This is a genomic window from Micromonospora zamorensis (assembly GCF_900090275.1).
GTDB lineage: Bacteria > Actinomycetota > Actinomycetes > Mycobacteriales > Micromonosporaceae > Micromonospora > Micromonospora zamorensis.
The window spans coordinates 1,899,283-1,916,375 of record NZ_LT607755.1 but is presented as its reverse complement, the minus strand read 5'-3'; the positions used below and the strand labels follow the sequence as shown (position 1 = coordinate 1,916,375).

The window sequence follows — 17,093 nt, the reverse complement described above, 5'->3', positions numbered from 1 at the left end:
ACTGTCAAAATAGGGCCTGAGCTGCGCCGAGACCATCCAGCGATGATCGCTTGTTGTCACTAGTTGTCAATTTCAGGCGGGAGTTTTCGGGGGGTAAATGGGGGCACGCCGCCAGGACAGCGGGTCCCACCGCGCCCACTCCCCACCGTCGGGACGTCCGGTCACCAAGAGAACGATGTGCGCCTACCCGTCGCGACCCGCCTACCGCGGGCAAAGGGATCGTGTCGGTAGGACGGCATCGACCACTACTCCATGATCGTCGGTTCCTCACCATCGGCTTGTTCGACGAGGCCGACCCGCGCCCAGGCCACGAGTCGACGCTGGAAGTCATCGCGCTGGCGAGCAGCTCGGGTCGACAGCGCCTGGGTGCGCCACTGCCCTCCATCTGTGCCGGTGACCTCTTCGGGTCCGCCGAAGAGGTCACCGGGCGCTAGGGGACGGCGTCGGTCGACATGGTCGCTGACGGAATCCGCGCCGACCGGGGGGTTACAGCAAGCTGCCAGCTTTCGGCGATGCCGGCCGAGGGTCGCTCGCACGAACGAGGGTCGAACTTTCGGAAGTCCCGGGCTAGAGGCGCGTGGCCAATACCGGCGTGAGGTTGATCGGAACCGCCGGCCCGGAGCGTTCGGTCACAATAAGAGGCTGAGCGGTCGACGCCGAGGCACTGGCGCCCTTTGCAGCAAACACCGGCAGCCAGGCTCCGAACCGATTGAGAACGTTCTGGATGGGATTGAAACACATCCTTCCAGTTTCGTTCAGTACAGCGACCACGATTCCGATCGCCATGACGCCGTTGGCGTCCATCCGCCAGACCGGTCCCCCGCTGTCACCGCGAGCCGCGGGGACGGTCGAGCACAGCAGATAGTCAAACGTGTCGGCAATGTCGTCGCCGTTCTCGTCGTAACCGACCTCCTGCCAGTTCGTCACGGAGCCTTCGGTCCAACCAGTTCTCCGGCCCATTTTTCCGATGACGAAGCCCGGGGTAAAGGCGCTATTGCTGTAGTAGCCCATCACCCGTCCGTTGCCCGGTGACCTGCCTGTCAGCGGGTCGACAACGATCTGCTGGGCGTCGTTTCCCGCGTCGAGCTTGACCAATGCCCCATCGAAGCTGTTGTCGCGGTAGTCGCCGACGTTGTCGTTCCGTATCGCGTATCCGAAGCGGGCGTCCGTGCCGTAGACGACACGCTCAGCCGGCGACGGCAGACCGGAAGTGCCGAAACAGTGCCCGGCGGTCACGATGAACATGCCGGACGTGCCTCGAACGGCGTAGCCGCCGGTGCAGTAATCGCCTGGGTTGTTCGGGAATCCGAGGAACATGGGGTGTCCCGGCTTGAACATGTAGCCGGCCGCGACCGCCGGTGACGCCGTCGAGGCCAGGAGTAGTGCCACGACCGCAATGGACGAAGCGATGAGTCGTCGTAACAAGCGAACCTCCAGATGATGGAACGACGTGGTGATCGGTTTCAGGGCCAAGGCGGCCCCGCCCTCCGCCCAGGAGATGCGGAGAATCCTTTGTTCCAGCTGTCCCTTCGACCAACGGGTGCCAGCTGGCAATGACGCGATGCGGTGCGGCTGTCAGCGGGTCAGTCGGCAAACGTGTCTGCTACGCCGCCAGTGCCGCGGTGATCGCGTTGATCAGGATCTGTTCTGCCCCGTCGGGAGAGGTGGCGGTTGGTTTTCCTTTGAGGTGTCCCAACCAGCCGTAGACGGTCATCGAGCCGCCGGCGATGCCCGGGAAGTCGGTGTCGATCCCGCCGGCGTACGTCGCGGGCCTGCGCAGCAGTTCGTCGCTGGGCAGGTACGCGGGAACCTCGTTCGCGTAGCCGGCGAACAGCAGCTGGCTCGACGTGCCGTATCGGGCCCGGAAGTAGACGGCGTATCCGGACACAATCTCGCCGCCGGTCAGCAGCAGCCGAAGGTCCGGGCTGCCGGCGAACCTCCAGGACTGCAGGGGCACCGGAATCGACGTCGCGAACGTCCCGGCGTCGATCTGCGCGATCATCTGCCGCGCGTGCCGCCGGTAGTAACCCGGCAGGGAGAGATTGTTCGACCGCACGGCGTAGGCCGCGGACACGTCCCGAAGATTACCCGCGGTCAGCGTCACATCCAGCGGCAGGCTCACCTCCCGGTAGTGGGTCGCCGTCGGGCCGGCGACCCGTCGACCCGGCCGCAGCAACGCCGTAGTGACGGCCTGCGCGAGCTCGGCGCCGCGCAGGCTCCGCTGGGCCCAACCCCGCGCGCCGGCAGGGTTCTGGTCACCGGCTGGTCCGAGGAGGAACTGGGCGAAGGCGCCGGTGGCCTGCTCGATCCGGGTGACCGCGTCCCCCGGGTAGTCCGGGTCGAACATGGTCTGCGACCCCGCCACCACCGGGTGGCACCCGTAGCTGAACAGCACGGCCAGCGGCTCACCACCCGGCGTACGAGCCGTCAGGACGGGCACGTCCGACTCGACGTACGGCAGACTTTCCCGGTTGTACGAGAAGTGCTGGTCGACGACCTGGTAGTCGAGGGTGCATGCCGTTCGTGGGCCCTCAAGTGTGTCCCGGACCAGCTGCACGATCTTCGTGGCCAACTGGTCGCCGTAGGCACGCACCTGCGCCTGCAGTGTGGAATTCATCGCGTACGAGATGAACGGGTCCAGTTTGTCGGGGAGCACCGGGCCGTTGTGTGTGTGCGTGGCCGTCAGGGCGAAGTTCTCCGACGCCAGCCCGAGAGCGACGACCTGGCTGCGGATCGACCGGTGCAGGCCGCGTGCGAAGCCGAGAACATCGGCGGTGACGATGACGTGGGGCACGCCCGCGTGCCACAGGATTGTGCACCGCGCGAACAGCGGGGCGGCGGTCCCGGTCGCCTTGCGGGGCACATCGACGCCGTAACCGGCCAGGTACGTGCCCGCCGCCGGAGTGATCTCCACCTTTCCGACGGACAGCTCGGTGCCCGCCGCCCCCAGTGCGGAGCTGCCGAGGAAGCCCTGGCCTACCAGCGACGCGGCGACGATGGACCCGCCGGTGAGCAGGCGGCGACGACCGACGGTCAGTTGCCGATCATTCGGATTGTCGCCCTCGGCCGCCTGCGCCGGGAATCCCGATGTGGTGGCAGCCCTGATCCTGGACATGGTCATTCGGCAACGATCTCCCCCGTGAGACGCCGACGCGCGACCGCCACCTCGCATCACCAATGCATGCACAGCGACGGCCATCAGTATCAAGTTGGGAGAGATCATGGCGCACGCCAGGACCGCGGTCAATGGTCGCGTGCCATCTGCATCCCGCAGCACGGTTCGCTCAAGGTACGCGCGGACTGTGTTGGCAGGGCGACACGACCGATTGCCCCTGGCAGGCCGAGAACGAGAGCGGCGTCGCCGGCGAAAGCGCCGAAGATGGCACCTCCCGACGGGGCCGCCGCGGCACCGCCGGACACTGCGGTTGGCATCACGTGCTGTCGGCCATGTGTCGCTGCTCTACGGCGCGTCCCGTCCGGCCGAGCGCGGCCCCTGCGATCGTGGGTCCGATCGCAGCATCCGGGCAACGATCTGCGCTTGCAGACTGTAAGGTGCCCGACACCTGTCCTACTAGGACGGTGGGTAAGAACACTAGGAAGCGAGCTCACCGACCGGATGCTCATCTTCGGTCAACGACACCTGCGCCATGTCCTGGCCGAGTACGTGAAGCACTACAACCACCGCCGGCCGCACCGGGTCCTGGATTTGTCACCGCCACGCCCACCAGCCGCCGTCATCGATCTCGACCAGCAGCGCCGGATACGCCGAAGACCCATCCTCGGCGGGCTGATCAACGAGTACGAACGAGCCGCGTAGATCATCAGAAATCAGCAGGTCACCGCAGTTGTCAGAGTTTTGAGCCCCTGCAGGGCAACAACAGGCCCAAGAGGACATTCGCGGACTACTCCGGGGCCCTGACTCAACCAGTTCAGCTCAACATTTCCCTTGCACAGCCTTCACATTTTCCAGGCGATAATCGTGACACAAGCCGCAGCCTGCGACGATTTACAGCGCCAGCACCAAACCATGCCGGGCCGCGAAGATTCGAAACGAGCTGGGTTCTTCCATTTCCAGAATCGCCGCAGCCTCTTGGTTCCGGCGAGAGCTACCAAGACCGACACCGACCCTCTGCAAGCTTCTGCTGCGCTTTAGGGAATCGAAGGCACTTGGCGGCAGCGGCGACTCCGTTACAAGCAGCTCTTCGAGCGCGGGACAATCAACGAGTGCCAGACGGCCGCCGATGGCGTATCAACCACAGCCCAGTTCAATCCATTGAGGTTCCACTCAACACGTGCATCTCTGGCGCGTCATCGAACTCGGCGACGGCCAGGTCAGCGACCGACCCACCACCTTCAGCCCTCACGACTTCGTCGCTGCGCTACGTGCCAGGCCGGTATTCAGGAGGGACCTCAAAGCCACGTGCCGCGGCGGCGCGAGGTACTCACCGAGATCCGAACTTCCCCAAGTTCACGATTGAGAGTCGGGTCCGCCCGTGCCGTTGACGGTCGGGTGCATCTCCCGTCTGCTGTGCGCGGGCAGGACGCCCGGATCGAGGAGGGCCACGACAATGGAATCCACGGCACCGGGACCGGCACCCGTTACGCCACCGGAACCACGCCGACGTCGGCGATGGTTGGCGGTCGCGCTAGCCGGGCTGCTGCTCGCCGGGGCCGCCGGAGTGACGGCCTGGCGGACGAGCGCCACCAGGCCATCAGTATTCGCCGACGTCGCCGCCCCAAGCTCGGCCCGGGAACTCCTCGCCGGGCTGCCCGACCGGCTGCTGCCACCGCCCACCCCGACCGCCCTGCCCACCGACCGGGCCGTCGGACGGGCAGCCCTCCTCTACCAGATCAACGACCCCAAAAGCTTCACCGCGGCAAACGGCGACCTGCCTCAACTGCCGACCTACCTGGTGACCGCAACCGGTGACCAATTCAGCGTCGGACTGACCACCATGGGCGCAGCCAATCAGGCGCTCTCCCCTGACGGGCGGTGGTTAGCCCAGCGCCGAGACCGGCAGTGGTGGATCCGCGACCTCACCGCCACCACCGACCGAGCCGTCCCGCCCGGGCACGAGGTGCGGCAGTGGTCGTCCGACGGACGGTCGCTGCTGCTCGGGCAGAGCACCGGCGCCAGCGAGGCGTTCACCACGTTCACCCTCTCCACCGGGGAGCTGCGCCCGCTTGCGTTACCCGCGATGCCGGCCCGCCGAATGCTGGCATTCCTCGACGGGCGCGAAGTAGCCACCGCCGAGTTCGACCTCGGCCCGAACCACCAGCCGCGCAAACAACTCACCATCGCCATCCACGACGTCGACGGCCGCAACGCCCGCACGGTGTCGATCCCCACCACCCAACAGGCGGGCCCCGGCGACATCCGCAACGGACTTGTCCCGCTCGTACGTGGCGGAGGCGACCCGGCGACCGTATGGGCTCTGGTCGCCCCCCAGGAAGAGAACCCGACCGGCCAGCCGGCGGCGCCCCCCATGACGCTGGTCGGGGTCGATCTACGGTCCGGCAAACCAGCCGGCCGCATCGACCTCGTAACGCCCAAGGACGGCGAGGGTGAAGAATTCATCGGCCTCGCCGGCACCGAAATCCTCCTGCAACGCTGGACCGCAGACACCGTTGAACTGGTCACCGCCGACCCGGCCACCGGCCAACGCCGCCTGCTGACCTCGCTACCCGACCACACGCGGGTAATCCTCCCCGGCGACTAAAGCGTGGAAGTTGGCACCAGCGGATGACGGCAAAGGCGAGGGCGGGAAAGGCTTCCTGGTCGTCGACACGGATCTCCCCACGCATGCGCAGGCGACCGAACCCAATCCAGCAGGCTCACACCTGAGGCCCCGGCCCTCTGCGCCGCCATGACCCTTTACGCCGTACCCCGATGCACGTTCACCACCGGCGGACTTGCCGCACTGAACGCACCTCTCCATCACCGAGGCATGCTGCGCTCAGCCGCGATGTAGTCGGCGAGCCGGCTCGCTCGTAGTAACCTCCACGATCGACACAGCTTCTACTCCAGGAGCCAACTGCTCGTGAAGAACGAGGGGAATTGAACCCACGACGGCCTCTTGTCGAGCCTCGTTCAGGACTTGTCATTGCTTGTCAAAACCCCTTGTTACCATCCGTAACGAAATCGAGCTTGTCATTGATTGTCAAAAATAGGCGTTGAGCTGCACAGACACGATCAAATGCTGGTCGCTTCTTGTCACTGATTGTCAACGGCAGACGGGGGTTTTCGGGGGGTAAACGGGGGCCTGGCAGACATGACAGTGCCGGGTCCCACCCCGCCCCGCTCCCCCGCCATCGGGGACGTGCCGTCACCAGAAAACAGCGTGCGCCTGCCGTCGCGACTCGCCTACCCCGGGCAAAGGGTTCGTCTCGGTGGACCGCCACGGACCGATGCCCGACGTGGGATACGCCTTATCGGCGCCATCCCGCTCAGCTGAAGATCAGCCCACCTAGGTCCCGCGCCAGCCGTTCGGAACCCGTCTTTGTCACGAGCCCTCTCAGCCGGACGCGCCTCCACGACCCGACGCGATGCGCGCTCATCCCGATGAGCGCGCGCGCCGTATCGTTCTGGCCATGGCCGAGACCGCTGCGCCGAGGACGCGCAACCGGAGTGGCAGGGACGCACTCGTGCTTGGGTGCATCAGCCTGCTTCTGTCGCTGATCGCGTGCGGTGTGGCGGGGCTGTCTGTCGACAGCAATGACATAGACCTGCTCCCGGTACAGTCCAAGCCAGAGGTCGCCAGCGCGGCCCAGGTGGAAGCCGTCGCTCACGTGACCCTGCCGCCCGGCAGCGTGCTGCTCACCGCCGCGTACAGCAACGGCTTGGAAACCCAGCTCTCGGCGAAGGTCCGCATGCCGCGCACCGAACTCGACGCCTTCGTCGCCGCGGCGAATTTCACAACGGCTCTCGCGCCGGGGCTTCGGGCAGTCGACGCCAAGCACAACGTCGGTGGCGGCAACCTGTGGGACCCCGAAACCGCCATGACCATCTCCGGCCTCGACGAGGAGCAACCCACCGCAGAGGGCACACGTCGAGCGCTCCTGGTCAACCTGGACGCACCCGATGCAGTCACCGTGTACCTGTACGCCAGCCGCGGCTGAACCCCGCAGGCATCCGCTTCTGCCGCGATCCGGTGCGAGCGCGACTGACCCTGGCAGTAGCAAGTGTAGTCAGCGAGGCGGCCTGCCGTACGACATGGAGGCTTGCTCGACAGGCGTCGTTGACACCTTCTGGTACGTCGATCTTTGTACGCTCCGGCGTACCTACCTGTGCACTCGGGCCCGTACGCCGACACTAGGTTGAGCTGGCCATGATGCATGGGCTGGCCCCGTGTTCGAGCTGCCAGGGCGGTTGCAGGTTGGTGGTTCCGAGCGTGCATCGTGCGGTGACGGCCGGCCCATCGTCGGCGCTCGCATCGCACCCTCACCGTGGTCGACCACGACGCACTTCATCTAGCCGGTGTGCGTGCGTCCGCAGCGCCAGACCGACGCGACTCGGAGCTCGCGGGACCGCCCGGGACGCAGGGGGAACTCGGTGGAGGCGTCGGAGCGGGTTAGGTACGGTCGAGGCCATGAAGAAGTGGGTGGTGCCTGAGCACTCCAACAAGGCCGTCCAGCGGGCGAGCCGGGTGATCGGCAAGGGGACTGGAACGTCTGAGGAGATTTGGGCAGCTCGGGAAGTCCTCAGCAATTACCGCCTCGCCCACGCGTTTCCCTTGAACGCCGTCACCGTGACCGTGCGCCAGCGCGCGCTCGGCGTGAACCCAAACGCCGTCGTGGCCGAGCGCCGGAAACGCCTCCCCACGATCATCGACAAGCTCAAGCGTCATCCCACGATGAGCGTGACTACCATGCAGGATCTCGGGGGCTGCCGCGTGGTCTTCGAGTCGGTCGCCGAAGTAAACGAGTTGGTTGACATCTTGGCGGACCTGCCGAAGAGCAAGAACCGCGTGAAGAAGGTCTACGACTATCTGCGCGATGACCCGGGGCCTCGGAACTCCGGCTACAGAGGCGTCCACTTGGTCTACGAGTACGGAGCCTCCAAGAAGGAGTACCACGGCCTGCGGATCGAACTGCAGGTGCGCACGCAGTTGCAGCACGCCTGGGCGACCGCAGTCGAGACGATGGACCTTTTCTCGGGCAGCGAGTTGAAGTACGGAAAGGGCAACTCAGACGCGCTCCGGTTCTTCGTCTTGGTCGCGTCTCTCATGGCGCACGAGGAGGGCACCGCTCCGGCACCAGGTGCCGAAGGAACGCCCGATGAGTTGGCGGACGAGCTGGCGCGGCTGGAGGTGGCCGTAGGCGTCCTGGGGCGGCTCCGCGGTTACGCGGCGATCGTCGGCGAGCACGCGACGACGGACCGCCGGAACACCCTGACCCTTGAACTCTTTCGGCGCGAGGGGCGGCTTACCGTGACGGTCCATGAAACGCTGGCCGACGCGGAAGCACGGCTAACCGCGTTAGAGACTCTAGACGACGAGAACCTGGACGTGGTGCTCATCAACATCGCGCGCATCAGCCAACTGCGCGACGCGTACCCGAACTACTTTGCGGACACCGCCCGATTCACTGATTTCGTGCGAACGCAACTGGATGGCCGTTTGCCTTAAAGCGCCTGAGTCGCAGTGGGCTCCGCGCAGGGCCAACGTGCGGCGGTTACGCCGCGTCTCGGGTCCGCCTGGCGATGCGCAACCGGCCCGGCGTGCAGGTCCTGCCCCGGCGAACACGACGGCCTCGACAGCATCTACACGACCGCGCGCCGTCGGTCAAAGTTGAGCCTGCAAGATGTCCTGACATGCCGCTCGCCGTGCGCCCGCCCGCCTGTGCATCCAGTGGGAGCGAGCTGCACATCGTCGCTATGGTCGGTGTCGTGGAGACACTGGGCCGACTTGCCGGAGTCACGGTCGACTGCCGGGATCCGCAGCGACTGGCTGACTTCTGGTCCATGGTGCTTGGAGGACGCGTGACGGAGTCTCTTCCCGGCTGGCGGCGCGTCACTGTCCCCGGGGGCGGCCCGGTGCTGACATTCCAGCCGGTCCCGGAGCCCAAGGCCGGCAAGACGCGACTACACCTCGACATCGCCGTTACCGACGTTGACGAAGCGGTCGACCGGATCGGGATGTTGGGCGGGCGGTGGACAGGTGATCGGCATGACTACCAAGAGGGCGCAGTCCTCGTCATGACCGACCCGGAGGACAACGAGTTCTGCGTCGTGCAGTACTACCGGGTGTGATCTGGTTAGGCTTTCGACCGAGCATCCGAGACCTGCTGATGGCGTCGTACGCACCGTCGTCGTTGCACACTGATCACAAGCGGCCGCGAGAGCCTGGAGCCGCCGACACACTCTTCTGCCGCTTGTCGCGCGCTTCCACCTATTACGACAGCCGGATGAAGCGAGTGCCAGTCCTGTCGACCTGTTCTTGCTTGGTCAGATCCAGGCGTGGTCGAGGGCCAGTGCGAGCCGTCTGGCCCACTGCTCGGCGGTGCCTGTGATTCCGGAGTACTCGTCGGTGAAGTTGGACCAGTCAACCTCCCAGGACAATGCGGTCTCGGCCCTGAAGGTATCGGCTTCAGCGCCGAGTTCCGGTCGCATGAGCTGGCGGACGAGGGATTGGTCAACGGTGGTGTGTTCGGCGAGCAGGACCGCGTCGTAGAGGTCCTTGCCTTGCGGGTACCGGTCGGTGGCCAGCCACAGCAGCTTCCATGCCAGCGCCAGCGGGGCGGGCGCGGCCGGTAACGGTTTGTCGACGTCCCGCAGGATCAGCACCTCTGGTGGAAGAGGAAGTCGTTCGCCGAAGACGACGTCGATCTGTACGTGGCCGCCCGGTGCCTCCGGGGTGCTGAACGGGATGAGCAGGCGGCGTCCGTCAGCGCGTTCGTACGTCCAGATGGCGGATTCGGCGATCCGGTCTGGTTGCACGCCAGCGCCCGTTGCGGCTCGAATGGCGGTCTTTATGTCATCGAGCAGCGTGCGGGCGTCGGTGCTGTCGCTGGTCATGGTGTGCGGGGTGACGACGAAGTCGAGGTCACCCGGCTCGCGGGCGGCTTCGCCGACCCAGGCCGCCATGGTGACGCTGCCGCGCAGAACGAGATGCTGACCCCAGGTGGTTGCGGCAATGGCCGCCAAGACGTGATTCATGGCGGCGCGTCGGGCGTTGGTCCACCGTTGGCCGGTGGCCGCCACCAGGAAGTCGGGCTCGCCGGCGCGGTAGGCCATGAGCGTCTGCTTGTCGAAGACCTTCGAGACGGCGTGGTGCCAGCCGTGCACCGTCGTCTCATCGGCGGACAGCTGCGCTCGATGACGACCGAGGATCTTTAGGCAGCGGCGTTCGTGACAGGGCTGCTGTCGAGGATGTGTGGCAGACGCCAGGGCCTTTCTAGGTGGCCTTAGCAGCTATTCGACGAATCCCACATGCTCGAGCACCTGCCGTAGTGCTGGGTCCGTGTCAGTGTGGCCGCGTTCCAGGCTCTTGACCGTCACAGTCGTGGCGTCTGGGGTGTTGTCGACGTGGAAGGTCTCCCAGCTGCGGCACACCGGGCAGCGGCGTCGAAGCAGGAAGGGGCGCAGTAGATGCAGCTGCCCGTTCTCGTTCGCCAGGTACAGGCTGCCGATCTCTAGGTCACTGTTCGCATAAGGTCGCTGTTTCCCTGGTGCCAGCGCGTTGTCGCCCATGAGCTCCTGGTAGTCCACTTGGGCGGTTCTCCGGAGGGTGTCCCAGCGAACGCCTGTGACGTGCACCAGGGGTAGGTCCGCGAGAAACGACGCATGTGCCAGCAGGGTCGTCAGGTCGGCGTGCGCTTCCTTGATGGCGGACGGGAGGTCAATGGCGTCGACCCGTCGGAGATGAGACTTGGCGTTGCGTCGTCCGGCCAGGCGCTGGCGGGCAGATGCCGCTTCGGTAGCGGAGAAGATGCGGCTGAAGTCATTGAGCGGGTCTCCGTCGGGTCTGCGCCGGAACGCCTTGCTTTCTGTTGCCTCCTTGAGGATGGCCGCCCAGTCCCCGAAGCCGGGCCCGTTGCTTCCTCCCCGCGACAGCCTCGTCCGGATGCCGTCAATCGCGCCCAGGCGAAGCCCTGCATCGCGCGATAGCGACAGGACAGCCAGCGCGGTGTAACACAGCAACACCTCAACGGTCTCCAGAATTGCTTCGTAGGCCGCCTCATGGGCGCCCCTGGAGAGGTGGACCTGTACCTCGCTCCAGCGGTAGGCGATCGGGTGCGGATAGCGGGTCCGCACCTGGTGGCTGAAGTCGTCCAACAGTGCCGCCGCGTCCACCCGCATGCGCAGCTGGCGGCCGGATTCCAGGATGCGACGCCTCGCGGTGACTGCGCTCTCATCCTCGAAGACGGACGCGAGCAAGGCTTCGGACTCGTCCCTCCAGCTCTCCAATTGTGATCTAGCGGCTTCAAGCCCCTCAATTGTCGCGGCCAGCGCCGCATCGGGCTGTGGGATGGGTAGATCTCGCAGAACCGGCGGAGTGAGACTGGCGACCGAATGTCCGACGGCCCACGCCCGGACGAGCGGCGAACGGAGGAACTGAACAGCGACGAGGCGCTGCGGACCCTGCAGGCACCCGTTGGCGCGAAGCGTGACCACGCTGTCGTCCGCAGCCAAGGGCAAGTCGTCGGCGGCCACCTCCGCGACGACCAGATTGACTCGCGCATGTGGTGAGAACATTCGCCGGAGCAGGAGGTCTCCCGCTCGCAGTTGCCGATCCGGGGGAACCTTGGCCCACTTGGAGGCGTCGTCGGGGCCAGCGAGCGTGCCGTCGTACCTGAGGTCTCGCCCCGCCACGACCCGCACAGATCCGTCCTGCCGCTGATCATGAAGAAGATGCCGATGAGCGGTTCGATGGAGGGCTGCTGCCGGGAACGCGAACAGATCCTTCAGAGGAACGGTCACGCCCCATACGTTCAGTTCCGACCAGCGAGCGGTGATGGCGGGATCGTGCAGCTCGACGGAAAGGCTTTCGCCTGCTCCCGGAGGGCCGGGCAGGACGTAGCCGAACTTTCCCGTGCCGCTCGCACGGCCGAGGAGCCTGCGGAAGTCGATCTCCACCACCTTCTCGTCCTCGCGCCCTGGAAACCTGAAGAGCTTGAGGGGCTGGCCCTCCGAGGAGCGCGGTCGCCAAAACACCGCGGCCGTGTCGAACAGCTGATGCACCCCGGCGAAGACGCTTGTTGCGAAGATGACAAGGCACGGCTGCCAGGAGTAATCAACCATTTCACGGAACTCCCGGTACCTGGGAGACGTTAGAGCGCTGGCCGGCAGCAAGGCCGCCAGCAGCGCTTCGTTACCCTCTGGCCGGATTCCGGCTAGGGCGATCTCGTGAACAGACCGCAAGGGACCTTCCGCAGCAGACGCCAGAGTTCCGGATACTCGTCCCCACGGCGGAATCAAGAGCACTGGGGCGGTCCGGAGCAGGTTGTTCGCGATGTCCGGGAGTTCGCCTGCAGATTCGGCCAAGTACGACGGCCACTCATGTTTCAGAGGTGCGGCCATCTCGTCGTTCGTCGTCACTACGACCGGATCGGTGCCCGCCAGGGCGCCAAAGGCCAACTCAAGTAGCCCGCGGAAGGTATCGTGCCTCGGCGGGTGAGGGGTCGTACCGTCGGTCACGGTGGGAAATGATATTCGGGCCAGGCTACGCCGGATGCCCCTGGCAGCGGCCAAGACCATTCCGGCCCTTCAGCCGCCCGACCAGTGTCTCGCCCGCGCCTGTGGCCGCTCGATCTCGGCGCCGTGGACGCAGTGAGCCGGTCGAGGAGCAAGGTGGTGGGAGCCTAGGGCGGGAGTTGGAGGAGTGAGGAGCGTCGCGGACCTAGCCATGTTGTACGCCACCGAGGGGTCCCTAGCTGCCTGGTGTCATGCCCGCTGACGCTGCTCGGCCAGCCGCGCCAGCATGCCGGCGGTGCCCGCGATCAACGCCATCGCCTCGGCACGGCTGTACTCGAATCTCTTGCCCAACTCGCCGCGGTGCGCCGCACCGGACTCCCCGGCGAACAGCGCCTCCAGAATGAACCCGAATCGCTCGGCCACCGTCCGCTTCTCCTGGACGCGCGGGTCGGGGTCACCCGCCTCTCGCTTCAGCACCGCTTTGGTGGTGGCGAGAGTCTTCTCCGACTTGCGGACCAGCTCCAGCGTCCTGCGCGCGGCGATCAGCGCCGGCTTAATCTCGTTCTTCTGCAGCAGCGCCCTGGCCTCGCGCCGGTCGTCCCACGACTGGGCGTAGTCGGCCCCTGCGACCATCGGCACCAAGACCTCGATAAAGGTGCCAGTGTCAACCCGCTCTACCTGCTTCGACCACTAGCCGGCGCCGAGGTGGAAGCTGCCGCTGCCATTCCGCGTCACCAGCCTGGGTGTCTCGCCCTCCACCGACGCGACCGTCATGGCCACGCTGAACAACGCATCTTCGCCGCGGGGCAGCTCGTCGATGACGCGCAACTGCTCGTTACTGGCGAACCCAACCATCTCGAACGAGCTGGACCGTATCCCTGACCGAGGTGAGGACGCCTACGACAGGCCACGGCAGCGCCGGGTCCGCCGTGATATGGCCGAGTACTTGCTCCGCGTCCGCGCCGAGGACCCACAGCTCGCCGGCTGGGCTGGCAGTTGCAAGCGGTGCCGCCCGCCTGGTGCTCGATCGTGCTGCCGTCACGTACCCCACAGCAGTTGGCCGCCCAGGTTGCCGAAACCAACGCGAGGGGGCAGGCGCTCGCAGGCTCGGTGTCAAATGGGCGCCGCCGGTCGACCGGCGGAAGCAGCGGTTGTTGACCTTCGCCCGTGACGAGGCCGGCCGCCGGTTCTGCCCGCAGCAGGCCCCGTCGCCCGGCCGGCGCATACCCGACGGCGTTTCGACGGCGGCCCGATTACCCGGTGGCGGCAACGGAGCCAATGTGCTCGACACGGCCTACCGATCTACTACACGCCGGGAAGGGGGCTCAGAGTCGGCACCCACTCCATCGGTGGTGCCGAGCTGTGGTTGGCCTACGTGGGGATCCTCGGCGGGTCGGCACGAGTAAACCAACGTACGTGGCCCACCGCGCTGGATTGCGACCTCGTCGAGGACCTGTTGCGGCCGGCGGAGGTGATCGGATACGCCTCCCGCCCGAAGAGAGGGGCTCCAAGCAGGATGGACGACGAAACGTGAGGCAGTTGAGGACGCCACGGAACTCGCGAGTAGCAGTTTCGACCCCATGAAGACGAGGCTCCGCTGCCGCGAGTGAGGCGACGTTGCAGGCGTGCGGGCAGACCTGTCCGCCCACGATGTACCGCCGCTCGCCGCCCTGACAGGCCCGGCAGCCTCTCACGGTGGCCAGCGCCCTGCCTGGCAGTCGCCGGACAAGCGACGAAGGAGCACTGTTAACGAGCCACACACTGCCCCGAGAGCTCGGCGATAACCAGGCGGCAGCCAAGTGGTTCTTTCTGCCGTCGCGACGACCGAGGTCGGGCGGCAGCGTCCGCGCTTGCGATCAGGCGGTCCAGGTCAGAAGCCAGCGTCGGAGAGCATCCATACCCTGCGCAGCGGCACCTGGGCGCGGATCTCTTCCGGCAGCCGGTCATACGTACGCAGCACGGCATCGACCACGTCAGCTGCCTCCCACACCCGCACCCGCAGGTGCTGGTTCTTCAGGGTGTCGCGGGCTGGCTTCGTCAGGCCGCCCCAGGCGACGAGCAGGCCCTGCTCGGCGCCGTGCGTCGTCATAACTCCGTGGAGCTGCGCAACGATGGGTGACCCGATCTGCGAGCCGGACTTGACCTGGGCAAGCAGGCGGGGGCTGTCGAGACCAAGAGGGCCGCGTCCGGCAGTGATGTCGATGCCGCCGTCCGGACCGGGGGGTGCCAGTGTGCAGTGGAAGCCTTCTGCGGTGAGGATCGCGGTGACGAGCGTCGCCAGATCGTGGCCAGCGAACTCCTCTGCAATGCGGGCGGTGATCTGATCGAGGGCGACCTGCTCGATGTCGGCCGCCAGCTCCGGCTCGTCGACGTCCGTCTGCGCGGCGGTATCGCTGGCCTGGCTAGTCGCGGCGGTCTTCGGCGTGGTGCCACTCAATGCGGCGTTGCCGGGATCGGTGCCGTACGTAAGCAAGTGCTCCAGCCGAGCGGTGGCGTTGTTCTTGCTCGGCGCGAAGATGGACATGGCACTGCCGAGGGTGAACAGCAGATCCTGCTTGACCGCAGCGCGTGGCAAGTCGATGCGTTGCCAGTCGACAGTGACGACATGCCGGCGGTCGGCCTCCGCCTCGTCGGCGCGATAATGGTATCCGCCGGTCACGCGTCCGAAGGCGATCTGCTTCGTCGTTTTCAGCGGCATGACCAGTAGATCCTTGGGACGGATGCGGGACCGCAGGGCCCACAGCTGCCCGGTGAAGTTGTGCCGCTTGCCCACGGACGCGCCCGGCCACGTTGCCTCAACGACCTTCGCAACGTCCTCACGGCTCGCGCAGGGGCTCAGGTCAGGGACCTCGCGCCATCCGCCGCCTGAGAACCCATTGACCAGAGCCCACTGGTCACGCTCACCATGCCGCCCGGACCGAATCACCCACGCATTCGCCATGCGGTGCATCCTCCTACCTCGGTTGTCGCACGTCGACCGCCTGCCGCAAAAGCGATGTTCGCCGGGACGGCGGGGCGAGGCCGCCCAGCACGGCGTGAAGAGCGACCTGGCTTCGCCTGAGCCCTCGCTGTAGGGCGCGTTTCCGACCGGAGTCGCAACCTCCGCAGACGGCCACGAGGTCCGAGCTGGGCCCGCGGACCGTGACACCGACGTCCAGTCTTGGCCAAAACGGCTGATGTCAGACGTGGATGCCAACCGCCAGACTGGGGGTGTGGCGACAGTAGAAGGGTGGCCAATTGGCGGACCTTCCAAGGGACGACTGGTCCCGACCGAGGCCGCCGCCGAGGGTAGCCCACCCAATGCGGATCCGTCGTTTAACCAGCTCCGCGGTGCCATATGCGCTTCGGTTCATGACCTATACACCCACGACTTAGACCTACTGGGAACCACTGAGCGGGTAGTGGTCGGGCGCTTGATGATCTACCTCAACAGGCACCTGATCGGCCTGTCATTGAACGGCTTAGTACTCGACCAGGACTACGAACGCGCCGGCCAAGCGACAAAGAGGCTGATCGGTGCAGGACTTAGTCGCAAGATCACCCCGGACATGATCGTTCACCGACGACACGACCTGGGCCCCGCAGGCAACCTGCTCGCGATTGAAGTCAAGACCCACAACCGCGAGGACCGGAGACTCCACGACTTCGCCAAGCTCTCGGTTCTTACCGGGCATGCCGCCGAGGCGATCGCCTACGACGATTGCCTGCGCTTGCTGCCAAGCGACCCGGTCCCGAGTGACCAGAACTTCCGGGGCCACGTCAGCCTTCCCGCCAGCATGTGTCCCTACAACCATGGCCTCTGGCTGCTCCTTGAACCCGATGGACCCCAGTACTGGTGGTGGTCCAGCGGGAGCGGCCCCCGGCGACTCGGCTGCGACATCGAGCCTTAGCAGCTCCACCGGTCGGCCCCTTCTCAGGCGTCATGCCAAGGGACGTTGTCGCCGGTGTTGGCGACATCGATCATTGTTGATCGCGAGTGCCTCACCGGCGTCGGCGAGGACATGCATCTGAGGTGCGCGTGGAGCAGGAGATCGACAAGACTGGCGGTCCGCGCCTGGGTGAGGTCGTGCATCGAGCCTGGCCGAGTCTCGCCGCAGAACAACACGCGACCAGCCGGATTGCAGATCTGAGGTTCCCCGGCGGCTCGGAGGCTTCGCGCCAAGCCGCGCGCCACGGTGAAGTTCCCAGTCTCCAGACTCCCTGTCTCGCTCCTCCTCCTGCGCCGCGGCTACCGTGATTGCGGGGGCAGTTGCTCAGGTAGTCCTCGTAGGAACGAGGAGATTCGAACCCAGGAGAACCTCTTGTCGAGCCTCGTTCGGGACTTGTCATTGCTTGTCAAAACCCCTTGTTACCATCCGTAATCATCCCGACCTTGTCATTGATTGCCAGAAATAGGCGTTGAGCTGCACAGACACGAGCAAGCACTGGTCGTTTCTTGTCACTGATTGTCAACGGCAGG

14 protein-coding genes are annotated in these 17,093 nt (G+C 66.0%); 7 read left to right on the top strand and 7 right to left on the bottom strand.

Annotated elements, in window-relative coordinates:
* The first annotated feature begins 278 nt into the window (after positions 1-278).
* Positions 279-434, top strand: a complete 156-nt coding sequence (locus tag GA0070619_RS33000) for a hypothetical protein (protein WP_197699706.1) — start codon at positions 279-281, stop codon at positions 432-434.
* Positions 435-567: 133 nt separating this feature from the next.
* On the opposite strand, the gene GA0070619_RS32210 is transcribed toward GA0070619_RS33000, so the two are convergent.
* Both GA0070619_RS32210 and GA0070619_RS08560 read right to left on the bottom strand, forming a co-directional pair.
* Positions 568-1,473, bottom strand: a complete 906-nt coding sequence (locus tag GA0070619_RS32210; protein WP_157743947.1) for a trypsin-like peptidase domain-containing protein — start codon at positions 1,471-1,473, stop codon at positions 568-570.
* Between the two features lie 130 nt (positions 1,474-1,603).
* Complete coding sequence (locus GA0070619_RS08560; RefSeq protein WP_088947566.1) at positions 1,604-3,121, bottom strand: hypothetical protein; 1,518 nt, start codon at positions 3,119-3,121, stop codon at positions 1,604-1,606.
* A 60-nt stretch (positions 3,122-3,181) separates the two neighbouring features.
* Between GA0070619_RS08560 and GA0070619_RS33770 the strand changes: the two genes are divergently transcribed.
* The 5 genes from GA0070619_RS33770 (at position 3,182) to GA0070619_RS08535 (ending at position 9,250) form a co-directional block, all read left to right on the top strand.
* Positions 3,182-3,817 carry an integrase core domain-containing protein gene (locus tag GA0070619_RS33770; protein ID WP_327643765.1) on the top strand — a complete coding sequence of 212 codons (636 nt, stop codon included), beginning with the start codon at positions 3,182-3,184 and terminating at the stop codon, positions 3,815-3,817.
* 751 nt (positions 3,818-4,568) lie between these two features.
* A complete protein-coding gene (locus GA0070619_RS08550) occupies positions 4,569-5,720 on the top strand; it encodes a hypothetical protein (protein ID WP_157743946.1) in 1,152 nt (383 codons plus the stop codon).
* A gap of 871 nt (positions 5,721-6,591) precedes the next feature.
* Positions 6,592-7,119, top strand: a complete 528-nt coding sequence (locus tag GA0070619_RS08545; RefSeq protein WP_157743945.1) for a hypothetical protein — start codon at positions 6,592-6,594, stop codon at positions 7,117-7,119.
* Between the two features lie 470 nt (positions 7,120-7,589).
* Positions 7,590-8,627, top strand: a complete 1,038-nt coding sequence (locus GA0070619_RS08540; protein ID WP_088947563.1) for a RelA/SpoT domain-containing protein — start codon at positions 7,590-7,592, stop codon at positions 8,625-8,627.
* A 260-nt stretch (positions 8,628-8,887) separates the two neighbouring features.
* On the top strand, positions 8,888-9,250 hold the full coding sequence (locus GA0070619_RS08535; protein WP_231927330.1) for a VOC family protein: 363 nt from the start codon (positions 8,888-8,890) through the stop codon (positions 9,248-9,250).
* A gap of 195 nt (positions 9,251-9,445) precedes the next feature.
* On the opposite strand, the gene GA0070619_RS08530 is transcribed toward GA0070619_RS08535, so the two are convergent.
* From GA0070619_RS08530 to GA0070619_RS08515, 5 genes are all read right to left on the bottom strand, one after another.
* A complete protein-coding gene (locus tag GA0070619_RS08530) occupies positions 9,446-10,285 on the bottom strand; it encodes a nucleotidyl transferase AbiEii/AbiGii toxin family protein (protein WP_231927329.1) in 840 nt (279 codons plus the stop codon).
* A gap of 126 nt (positions 10,286-10,411) precedes the next feature.
* Entirely contained in the window at positions 10,412-12,637 is a 2,226-nt protein-coding gene (locus GA0070619_RS08525) for a hypothetical protein (protein WP_157743944.1), read from the bottom strand.
* Between the two features lie 246 nt (positions 12,638-12,883).
* The gene (locus tag GA0070619_RS08520) at positions 12,884-13,273 is read right to left on the bottom strand and encodes a hypothetical protein (protein WP_157743943.1); all 390 of its coding nucleotides are present in this window, start codon (positions 13,271-13,273) and stop codon (positions 12,884-12,886) included.
* Between the two features lie 51 nt (positions 13,274-13,324).
* Positions 13,325-13,489, bottom strand: a complete 165-nt coding sequence (locus tag GA0070619_RS32205; protein WP_157743942.1) for a hypothetical protein — start codon at positions 13,487-13,489, stop codon at positions 13,325-13,327.
* A 1,015-nt stretch (positions 13,490-14,504) separates the two neighbouring features.
* Positions 14,505-15,575, bottom strand: coding sequence for a restriction endonuclease (locus GA0070619_RS08515; protein ID WP_088947560.1), 1,071 nt, complete (start codon positions 15,573-15,575; stop codon positions 14,505-14,507).
* Between the two features lie 475 nt (positions 15,576-16,050).
* Here GA0070619_RS08515 and GA0070619_RS08510 point away from each other — a divergent pair, with 475 nt between their 5' ends.
* Complete coding sequence (locus tag GA0070619_RS08510; protein ID WP_157743941.1) at positions 16,051-16,524, top strand: hypothetical protein; 474 nt, start codon at positions 16,051-16,053, stop codon at positions 16,522-16,524.
* Positions 16,525-17,093: the final 569 nt, after the last annotated feature.

Excerpts from the sequence above, each read along its gene's own strand:
- GA0070619_RS08560 (WP_088947566.1), bottom strand. The coding sequence starts at position 3,121 with ATGACCATGTCCAGGATCAGGGCTGCCACCACATCGGGATTCCCGGCG.
- GA0070619_RS33770 (WP_327643765.1), top strand. The coding sequence starts at position 3,182 with ATGCACAGCGACGGCCATCAGTATCAAGTTGGGAGAGATCATGGCGCA.
- GA0070619_RS08550 (WP_157743946.1), top strand. The coding sequence starts at position 4,569 with ATGGAATCCACGGCACCGGGACCGGCACCCGTTACGCCACCGGAACCA.
- GA0070619_RS08545 (WP_157743945.1), top strand. The coding sequence starts at position 6,592 with ATGGCCGAGACCGCTGCGCCGAGGACGCGCAACCGGAGTGGCAGGGAC.
- GA0070619_RS08540 (WP_088947563.1), top strand. The coding sequence starts at position 7,590 with ATGAAGAAGTGGGTGGTGCCTGAGCACTCCAACAAGGCCGTCCAGCGG.
- GA0070619_RS32205 (WP_157743942.1), bottom strand. The coding sequence starts at position 13,489 with ATGGTTGGGTTCGCCAGTAACGAGCAGTTGCGCGTCATCGACGAGCTG.
- GA0070619_RS08515 (WP_088947560.1), bottom strand. The coding sequence starts at position 15,575 with ATGGCGAATGCGTGGGTGATTCGGTCCGGGCGGCATGGTGAGCGTGAC.
- GA0070619_RS08510 (WP_157743941.1), top strand. The coding sequence starts at position 16,051 with ATGATCTACCTCAACAGGCACCTGATCGGCCTGTCATTGAACGGCTTA.